At 49.3% G+C, this 8,869-nt stretch carries 11 protein-coding genes; all 11 read left to right on the top strand.

All coding sequences use genetic code 11. The features are described from left to right. Positions 1–319 (top strand): Flp family type IVb pilin (locus ABYT30_RS11690; RefSeq protein ID WP_373096609.1); only part of this gene is annotated, 319 nt, incomplete at its 5' end. A 10-nt stretch (positions 320–329) separates the two neighbouring features. After that, complete coding sequence (locus ABYT30_RS11685) at positions 330–794, top strand: prepilin peptidase (protein WP_373096607.1); 465 nt, start codon at positions 330–332, stop codon at positions 792–794. Positions 795–892: 98 nt separating this feature from the next. Continuing rightward, on the top strand, positions 893–1,342 hold the full coding sequence (locus ABYT30_RS11680; protein ID WP_373096605.1) for a TadE/TadG family type IV pilus assembly protein: 450 nt from the start codon (positions 893–895) through the stop codon (positions 1,340–1,342). Positions 1,343–1,586: 244 nt separating this feature from the next. Beyond that, the gene (gene cpaB, locus ABYT30_RS11675; RefSeq protein WP_373083872.1) at positions 1,587–2,477 is read left to right on the top strand and encodes a Flp pilus assembly protein CpaB; all 891 of its coding nucleotides are present in this window, start codon (positions 1,587–1,589) and stop codon (positions 2,475–2,477) included. 38 nt (positions 2,478–2,515) lie between these two features. Beyond that, the gene (locus ABYT30_RS11670; protein ID WP_373096603.1) at positions 2,516–3,823 is read left to right on the top strand and encodes a type II and III secretion system protein family protein; all 1,308 of its coding nucleotides are present in this window, start codon (positions 2,516–2,518) and stop codon (positions 3,821–3,823) included. 24 nt (positions 3,824–3,847) lie between these two features. Next, positions 3,848–5,101 (top strand): CpaF family protein, encoded by a 1,254-nt coding sequence (locus ABYT30_RS11665; RefSeq protein WP_373096602.1) that lies wholly within the window; start codon positions 3,848–3,850, stop codon positions 5,099–5,101. Between the two features lie 19 nt (positions 5,102–5,120). Further along, positions 5,121–5,981 (top strand): type II secretion system F family protein, encoded by an 861-nt coding sequence (locus ABYT30_RS11660; RefSeq protein WP_373084133.1) that lies wholly within the window; start codon positions 5,121–5,123, stop codon positions 5,979–5,981. A gap of 13 nt (positions 5,982–5,994) precedes the next feature. After that, positions 5,995–6,864: a type II secretion system F family protein gene (locus ABYT30_RS11655; protein WP_373084136.1), complete on the top strand. Its 870-nt coding sequence runs from the start codon at positions 5,995–5,997 to the stop codon at positions 6,862–6,864. Positions 6,865–6,909: 45 nt separating this feature from the next. Then, positions 6,910–7,617 (top strand): tetratricopeptide repeat protein, encoded by a 708-nt coding sequence (locus tag ABYT30_RS11650; RefSeq protein WP_373084138.1) that lies wholly within the window; start codon positions 6,910–6,912, stop codon positions 7,615–7,617. Further along, positions 7,614–7,871 carry a DUF3613 domain-containing protein gene (locus ABYT30_RS11645; protein ID WP_373084141.1) on the top strand — a complete coding sequence of 86 codons (258 nt, stop codon included), beginning with the start codon at positions 7,614–7,616 and terminating at the stop codon, positions 7,869–7,871. Before ABYT30_RS11650 ends, ABYT30_RS11645 begins: the two co-directional genes overlap by 4 nt. Positions 7,872–7,877: 6 nt before the next feature. Next, the coding region (locus tag ABYT30_RS11640) for a pilus assembly protein TadG-related protein (RefSeq protein WP_373096600.1) at positions 7,878–8,869 on the top strand (992 nt) is incomplete at its 3' end.

Genomic DNA, 8,869 nt, shown 5'->3' with positions numbered 1-8,869 from the left:
TAAACCGCTACAAAAGCGTCGAATTCCCCTAAGTAAACTTCGGCAACTACTTATTTATTTCATTCTGTGTAAAGCCCAAAGTATCTACCAAGGCCGAGAGGGAATCGCCTTTGTATCGGTCCAATTCAATGTAAACGGAGATAGCCCCATGTTGAAGAAACTTGCCAATAAATGGACCCAGTTCAAACAAGACGAGAACGGTGCCAGCGCCATCGAGTACGCAGTCATGGCCGCAGTACTTGTCGGTGTCATTGTCTTAGCACTTGCCTTTCTCGACTTTGATACGGCCTTTACCACTATTAACACTAGCATGCAGTAAGTATTCTAGCGTGCTGGCATTCTGGGCACTGCTTTTGGCGATTGCTTTTTACGACTGGAAACATCGTCGTATTTCCAATCACTTATGTGCCCTATTATTGCTAAGCATTGCATGCAACAGCTTGATAGTCGGTCAAAGCATACCAATAAGTGCAGTGCTTGTTAATCTCGCCATTGCGCTTCTGCTTACGCTCCCCGGCTATTGCAAGGGCGTGTTAGGTGGTGGCGATGTAAAGCTGATGATTGTACTCGCACCCGCATGGCAACCGCTGTTCTTTCTACAGGCCTTTGCGATTGGCGTGCTCGGTTTAGTGCTACTCATGACAGCAAGAACTTACTTTAACAAAACGAACGCCCGCACCGCACCAAACTTCGGTGCAGACAACGAGCGAACGTTTTCTCGAGGCTTACCACTGGGTACAGCGATGGCCATGGGTGGTTTGGTTGGCAGCGCTTTAAGCCTGTTCCAACACTAGGAACACAGGTTAATTTGTGCGCGCACTGACGCTCGCATGAGTTTAGTTTACGTACGACACATTCCCACCCTGCACAAACAGGTCGGGGGGAGCGGAAAATGGACAGGATGAAAAATTTCCCACGCAAGTATCAGCGTCGCCAGCACGGCGCGGTAGCCATCGAATTCGTTTTTATATTCCCCGTTTTTTTTGCGATTGTTTATGCCATCGCTTGCTATAGCCTTGCCTTTTTAATGGTACAAACCTTTACCCACGCGAGTGAAGACGCACTGCGCGCCGCTATCGCGGTGGAGTGCCCCGGCGGTTGTGCAGAGGAAGATTTACAAGCCACCGTGTTGCTGCAGGCACAAAATTCACTTGCATGGCTGTCGCCAACGCAGATTTCCGAAGCCACCAGCGGCGAGAACTTCTTCACATGTGACGCTGACATGCTTTGCACGGTAAGCCTCAGCGCAGCACCTATCATCGACGGCATTAATTTACCTGGCTTCGGCAAGTTGCCCAACTTGCCAGACACCCTCAGTGGAAGAGCTAGCCTAAGACTATAGCGGTGATTACAGGAGTATCAACTCACAATTTCAGAGCCTCTTTAGCGCTGTTTGCAATCTGCCGCTATCTGGGAAAATTTTAAAATGGAAAGCACTAAGTCACATAGGTAAATGTCGCGATTACTAGACTATGACACAAAGCGTAGTATCAGAGTACAGCAGCAAATTACATAGCGTCTAGACTGTGTAAAGCATTACCTCAATTACAGGCCCAACAACTCAGACTGATTTCAGGGACTTTACTATGCAATCAAGGACTTTAAAAATTATCGCGGCCCTGCTTATTATCAGCGCCATTGTCATGGGGATTATCGGTTACAAAATTAGCCGTGAAGATGCCCAAAGAAAATCAAGTGTTTCAATAAGTAGCACTGATAGCAGCAACTTTACCTATGCACAAAAAGTGCTTATTACTAACCGTAACATTGCCAAAGGCGAAGTACTCTTAGCAGAGGACCTACAAGCCCTGCCCTTCCCCATTACAATTGACGATGGCTTCGAAAAAATTGCTGATGTTGTCAATAAAACGGCCGAGGCGCCTATCGCCAAGGGCGCCATTGTTCGTCAGAGCGACTTTGAAGTGCGCAGCCTGTTAGCGAGCCACATTACTAGCGGCCATCGCGCACTTGCTGTAAAGGTCGACGAAGTTATCGGCAGCGGTGGCTTCCTTCTCCCAGGAGACTATGTCGACGTCATCTTTACCACCAGGGCAAGTAAAGAGACATACGACAAGAGCCTATCTAGAAGAATACTTCGCAATGTTCGCGTCTTAGCCTTTGGTTCAGAAATCGAAGGGAAAGCCGTTCCGAGCAGTAACACTGATATTAAAACAAAAACCAAAAAGGCCAGCAGCGATAAAGACAGTGGCAAACGCAGCCGCTCCGCTGTTCTCGAAGTAGCGCTAGATGATATCAACACACTCGTCCTTGCTGAAAATAGCGGCGTACTCCGTCTTGTCGGCGTCGGCGACGCGGATAGCATGCTCGAAAATGGCAACGCGTCAAACCAGCTGGACAATACTGAAGACAAGGCAACGATGATGCGCGCGGTCACTGGGCTAAAACCACCCGCGGCGCCGAAATCAGTCTATGTCTACAGTGGCGACAAAGTAGAAACTATTCGAGTAAAGAATTAATGAACGCTGGCAACCCAATGCAACAGGGAGTATTTACCATGAAAAAAGGATTATTCTTTATCCTGCTATGCGCGCTGCTGATACCAGCAGAAGCCAGCCCCTATAAAACATTGCGTTTAACCTTGGGGGAGCAACAAGCACTAAACACCCAATACAGCGTTAAGCGCAGTGCCATTGGCAATCCTGAGGTCGCCAGTTTACGGGTATTAAACTCTCGGGAGTTCTTACTCACAGCGAAAAGCCTAGGCTCCACCCAATTGCTCCTTTGGCAGGGTGGCGGCGAACCCACTGTATTTAAAATCGATGTCGTGCCGGACCTCCCCACCACCGCAACTTACGGCGTGGCGGTGGACGCCAGCGGCAGTAGCACCGTGCTCTCAGGTAAAACCAGTTCACTAAGTCAGCACGATCATCTACTAGCCATGACTGGCCCCAAAAGTATCGACGACACCGAGGAGCAAGGTGCAATTCAAGTACAAACGGATATCCGCATCATTGAATACAGCCGCTCGCAGTTAAAACAAATTGGCACATCGATGGCTTACACCGGCAGCAATGGTTCCATCGCAGCGGGTTCATCCAGTTTAATGCCGACAATCGCAGGCAGCCCGATCGGCGCGCTTCTCGGAAATGTCGCTAGCGGCGCAGATGCCTCGTCGATCCTAGTCGGCTACGCAACCAAATCATTTAAAGGTGCGATAAATGCCCTGCAGCAAAATGGCTATGCCTACACATTGGCAGAGCCATCACTGGTAAGCCTGTCAGGGCAAACCGCCAGCTTTTTAGCCGGGGGCGAGTTTCCCTACCCAATATCAAACCGGGATGGCCAAGTACAAATTGAATACAAAGAATTTGGCGTACGCTTACGTCTAACACCGACCGTATTAAGCGAAAACAGCATTATGCTCAAAGTAGCCCCTGAGGTCAGCGACCTCGACTTTAGCAGCGGCGTTCAAGCTAGCGGCGTTTCAGTACCACTATTAAGAGTACGCCGCACTGACACATCAGTTCAGCTGGCGCCGGGAGAAAGCTTCATCATAAGTGGTTTAGTCAGCCGCAGTACGTTTAACAATGCTAATCGCGTACCTGGACTCGGTGACATCCCGATTCTTGGCGCACTATTTCGCTCGTCTAAATTCGAGCAGGAAGACAAAGAATTACTGATGATAGTAACGCCTCACTTGGTTAAGCCAATTGCTAAGCACGCAAAACTTCCTGAGCTTCCGGGCGAAACCTATCGCAGCTATACACCGTCATTTAGTGACATGATGTTTGGTGACTCGCTCAAGCAAGACACACCAAATACTGCACCGCAATCCACGGCTGGCGTTGGCTTTGCAAACTAGCCCACAGTCATTAAGGAGAGCAGCATGAGATTAAAAGAACGCCGGAAGGAGCCTGTACTCGACAGCTCGGGTGACTCTCACGAGGATCTAAAGGCCGCCCTACACCGCTTTGTTATTGATCGAATCGAAGATGACAAAGTGATTTATGACGACAACCCACAAAAGTTGAAAGAAGTGATTTCGGCCTATATGCGTCAGTACTGCCGAATTTACGATGTAAATATCGGTCGCGATCAATATGCCGAACTTGAAACTGCGCTGGTTAATGAAATCACCGGTTACGGACCACTACAAGCCCTACTCGACGACCCCAGTATCAACGATATTCTGATCAATGGCCCGCGCAAAATTTATATTGAGCGCGCGGGTGTGTTGTCCCAGGCTAATATGCGCTTTTTAGATGACCGTCACGTACTCCGAGTAATTCGGCGGATGATCTCGCCCCTTGGACGCCGGATAGATGAGTCCAGCCCCATCGTTGATGGCCGTCTCGCTGACGGCAGTCGGATAAACGCCATCGTTCCACCTTTGGCGCTCGACGGCCCCTGCCTGTCAATTCGTAAATTTCGTAAAGACCCTTTAACGGCGGAAGAGCTCCTCGCCGGTGGTTCTATTACCAGAGAAGTGCTCGACTATATGATTAAAACCGTTGAGCAACGTCGCAATGTCTTAATCAGCGGTGCAACGGGCTCAGGTAAAACGACACTACTTAATATTCTCAGCCAGTTTATTCCCCACACCGAGCGTATCGTTACTATTGAAGATGCGGCCGAACTGCAATTGCGCAACGGTCACGTCGTTAGGCTAGAAACGCGACCAGAAAACAACGAAGGTGTCGGCGAAATCAGTGCACGCGAATTAGTTAAAAATGCCCTGCGGATGCGCCCAGACCGGATTATTGTCGGTGAAAGCCGCGGCGGCGAGGTGCTTGATGTTCTTCAGGCCATGAATACCGGTCACAATGGATCAATGAGTACCGTGCATGCCAACTCTGCTGGCGATGCGCTTACCCGCTTAGAAATGATGGTCGGCATGTCTGGGTTTAAAGGCTCCACGGAATTAATCCAGAAAATGATTGGCAGCGCCTTGGATTTAATTATCCACATTGGGCGGAAATCTGACGGCCACCGCTGCGTGTTACAAGTGAGCGAACTGACGGTAGTGAAAAACACCTTAGTGCTTACCGACATTTTCCGCCTTGACGAAAACACCCGGAAATTAATCGCTGTCAAAGACCCCAAAGCGGTACCACTACTTAACGACGCAATTCACGGATGAATTAAGGGAGTCATGGCAAATGTTTTGGATTGTACTTGCGCTACTAGTAACTGCCCTGGCTTTCATCCTGGTTATTTTAATCACCAGCGATGATGAGGGTACAGAAAAAGACAAGGCACTGGAAAACAGCTCCCCAGTAGTTCCTCAAGCGATAACCTTATATTTAGCGGGTAATGGTGTGGAGTTACCGGCAGCGATCGTATTTGCCAGTTTGGCCCTTGCCGGCAGTGCAGCACTATTTTGTCTCTTATTATTGCCAATTGAATACGGATTTATTGCCGCTCTTTGTTGCCTGCTTTCACTTATTGGCCTAGTCAAGTTTGTCGGGAATCACCGCCGCGCAAAAATGCTGGAACAACTGCCCTCCTTCATTAATCAGGTAACACGACGGCTATCCGCTGGCGTATCGGTAGAAAACGCCTTTAGCGACTCAGTAGAAACACTTGAAGCACCCCTAAGCACTGTAATGAAACGTATTGTTCGGCGGGTACACATGGGTTACGAACTCCATCAAGCCTTTGACCGTGAAGCAGGCATCACCAAACTCCACGAATTTAACGTGCTCGCCACGTCAATTAGAATAAACGAGCAATACGGCGGCAGTATCCGCTCTATCCTCGACGATATCGTTTCCATACTCCGCTTAGAAGACGCCGGTAAACGGGAATTGAGCGCCATGACGGGCGAGACTCGGTTTACCGCCGTTGTACTCGCGGTATTACCCCCCCTGATCGCCGCTTATATGTTTTCCATGAACCCCGAAATGCTATTAGGCATGTGGGCGGAGGCTGGTGGTAAATCCGTATTGATCGCTGCCGCCGCAATGGAAATACTAGGTGTTATCGTGTTGTGGCGCATGATTAAATCCATCGACGCCTAAAAGGGAAACTATCATGGAAGTGCATCACTACTACTTTATTTTTGGCGCAATTGTCCTCTGCACAGCACCGGTATTTTTACTCGTCGTAGCGCACATGGACACCAAAACCGAAAGCCCACAGACGGTTGAAGGATTTAGCCCGCGAGATACTTGGCGCCAGCTGCGTGAGGAAAACACCCATATTGCCTCACTCTCACAACTTCTACGCCGTGCAGGTTTATTTAATAGCGAACAGCAGTTGAATGCGATTACCGTCACTTTAATTGGTATCGCTAGTTTGACAGTGATCGTGGCAGCCCTCGCGTTCTATCGCGATCTCGCAGTCCAAAAAATAATTTTTGTCGCGATTGGTACATTTATTACCAGCTTGCTATTTGCTTATCTCTTTCTTAAAAAAGCGGCGGAAGATCGCCAAAAGCTGCTTGAAAAAGAGAGCATGATGTTGATTCAAACCACCCGGATGTTATGGCGGGTTGGCTTATCGCTACCGAAAACCCTGTCAATCATTTGTCAGGAACTCCACGAGTTGTCGCCCAATTGCGCGACTGAACTCAATATCGCAGTGAAAAAAATTGAAGCTGGCCAAAGCCAGGAAGAGGCCCTCTATGAACTCATTAATAGCTGCAGTGCTGAAGGGTTTAAAGAGTATCTGATTGTCATTCGCCAGCAGTCTATTACTGGCGGTAGCATCGATAGCTCACTCGATGAACTCTACGTCCTACTCCAGAATCGTCGCCGCCTCGACCTGCAAGAGCAGGTTAATAAACTGTCGGGGAAAATGTCGTTAGTCATGATGGTTTTTTTGTTCCCCGCGCTGCTGCTCTTTGTCGCCGGCCCCGGTATGTTCTCAATTTCAAAAAGCCTCAGCGGCCTTGGCGGTTAAGAAGCGATAATGAGACTACCTATATATTTGAAAAAGGATAACAAGATGAAAAGGATAATTTCTTTAGGATTGACGCTTGTTCTTGCTGCCGCCGCAAGTGGCTGTGCTAGCACATCGACAAGTTCAGCCAGTGCGAACAACCAATCCTGCGGCCCAAATCTCGCCCAAGCTGAAAACATGAAGCTGGACTTGGTTAGCCAGTTGATCAATGAAGGAAATTACTACTCCGCCTTAGCACACTTAGAAAACGACTCGACAAAGAGCCCGCAAGCACTGTGGTTGCGCGCAGAGGCGCAGCGAAAAACAGGCTTACTCAGCGAGGCTTATAGTAGCTACCGCGACTTGAGCTTAAGCTGCATGACGGCATTTGGCCACGCGGGCATGGCTAAAATTCTTGCAACACGAGGAGACGTTTCCCAAGCGCACCAACATATGCTCAAAGCCCGTCGACTCGCACCAACTAATTCCGACATTCGCAATGACTACGGATTTATTCTGCTTGCCCACGGTGATTTTAAGGCTGCCCAACGCGAGTTTATGACTGCTTTACAACTAAAGCCTGGGCATCCAGTCGCCATTCGCAATATGGTCATGAGCCTAATCTTAGACGGCGATAGCCGCACGGCAATGCGTATGGCAAGCAACAATGGCATTAACAGCGCGGAGTTTAAACAGCTAGTAAGCAAAGCCAACTCTTTTACCCGACCGGCACTGGCTAACAAGGCCAATTTAAGACATGGAGCACCACTATGAGCAATTTATTGAAAATAACGGCAAGCACATTGTTACTGCTACCACTTGCTCTTAATGCAACGCCTGACACCACGGGCGAACCTCAGACGGCGACTGCGCGCCTAATGGCGATGCAAAGTTCAGGGGAACAGGCCAGCAGTACTGAGCAGCATCTCTCTGGAAAAGTACGCAGCGAAGTTTACCAACGCTATGTAAAAAGCTTTGCGCAGCCAATTCCTAATAAATTCATTGATGAATCATTCACTGACAAGTAGGTCAACATGAACACTCTTCAGCTCGGTAAAGTACCTAGCAAGCGTCAGCAGCGGGGTGTAATGACTATTTTGGCGGCGCTAACGCTGACCACCTTAATTGCGTTCTTGGCCCTTGTCGTCGACACCGGACGTTTGTACTTAGAAAAGCGAACCCTGCAAAAAAATGCCGACCTCGCCGCAATCGAAACAGCCCTGCTGTATTGCCGCGACCAGGAATTAGATGAGGCTGGCCGCAGAGCAATTGCCCTTGATGCGCTCTCAGCCAGCCGCAATAATTTTTTAGGCGAGGAAGGCGACATCATCGTTAAGCTCGGGCTTGTTGGCGCAGCTATTGACGAAAATGGCGCTAATAGCAAAAGTTTCACCGAGGACAACAGTGGTAAGGCTATTCAAGTTACCCTAAGCCGCACTGTGCCGGCCTCACTGTTTGAAAGCTTCAGCTTTGGCGGAAACGACACCGTCACCTTAAGCCGCACCGCAGTTGCCCAAGCCTGCCAACCTGAGGCATTAGTCAGTCTTGATAGCAGCATACTCAGCATCGACTCCAGCCAATCTGCCCTTTTAAACTCTGTGCTAGGTGGCTTTTTAGGCAGCGCGGTGAGCGTCAGTGTTGGCGAATGGAACGGCTTACTCACCAGCAATATAAACTTATTGAGTTTTCTCGACGCACTCGCAATTGATTTGGGTGTAACTGCAGGTAGCTACGATGAAGTACTCGGTACCAGTATCTCTCTTGCCGATCTCCTAGATGTTGCCGCCGACGTACTCACCTCCGACGGCAATATCATTGCCGCCAGCGGCTTACAGGCCCTAGTATTGGCCATACCGGTCGCCACTCCGCCAATCCAATTAGGCGAGTTAATCAGTGTACAAACCGGGGCACCCGACGCCGCCTTTGACATTGCAATATCTGCCCTTGACCTAACCCAAGCAAGTATTCAGCTCGCCAACACCAAAAATGCACTGGTCGCCGATATACCCGCAGGGCTGCTCGGTGT

The sequence above is a fragment of the Zhongshania sp. genome (assembly GCF_041623545.1).
Lineage (GTDB): Bacteria > Pseudomonadota > Gammaproteobacteria > Pseudomonadales > Spongiibacteraceae > Spongiibacter.
Note: the sequence above shows the minus strand (reverse complement) of the source record. Positions and strands in the feature narration are given on the sequence as shown.

Excerpts from the sequence above, each read along its gene's own strand:
- ABYT30_RS11680 (WP_373096605.1), top strand. The coding sequence starts at position 893 with ATGGACAGGATGAAAAATTTCCCACGCAAGTATCAGCGTCGCCAGCAC.
- cpaB (WP_373083872.1), top strand. The coding sequence starts at position 1,587 with ATGCAATCAAGGACTTTAAAAATTATCGCGGCCCTGCTTATTATCAGC.
- ABYT30_RS11670 (WP_373096603.1), top strand. The coding sequence starts at position 2,516 with ATGAAAAAAGGATTATTCTTTATCCTGCTATGCGCGCTGCTGATACCA.
- ABYT30_RS11665 (WP_373096602.1), top strand. The coding sequence starts at position 3,848 with ATGAGATTAAAAGAACGCCGGAAGGAGCCTGTACTCGACAGCTCGGGT.
- ABYT30_RS11660 (WP_373084133.1), top strand. The coding sequence starts at position 5,121 with ATGTTTTGGATTGTACTTGCGCTACTAGTAACTGCCCTGGCTTTCATC.
- ABYT30_RS11655 (WP_373084136.1), top strand. The coding sequence starts at position 5,995 with ATGGAAGTGCATCACTACTACTTTATTTTTGGCGCAATTGTCCTCTGC.
- ABYT30_RS11650 (WP_373084138.1), top strand. The coding sequence starts at position 6,910 with ATGAAAAGGATAATTTCTTTAGGATTGACGCTTGTTCTTGCTGCCGCC.
- ABYT30_RS11645 (WP_373084141.1), top strand. The coding sequence starts at position 7,614 with ATGAGCAATTTATTGAAAATAACGGCAAGCACATTGTTACTGCTACCA.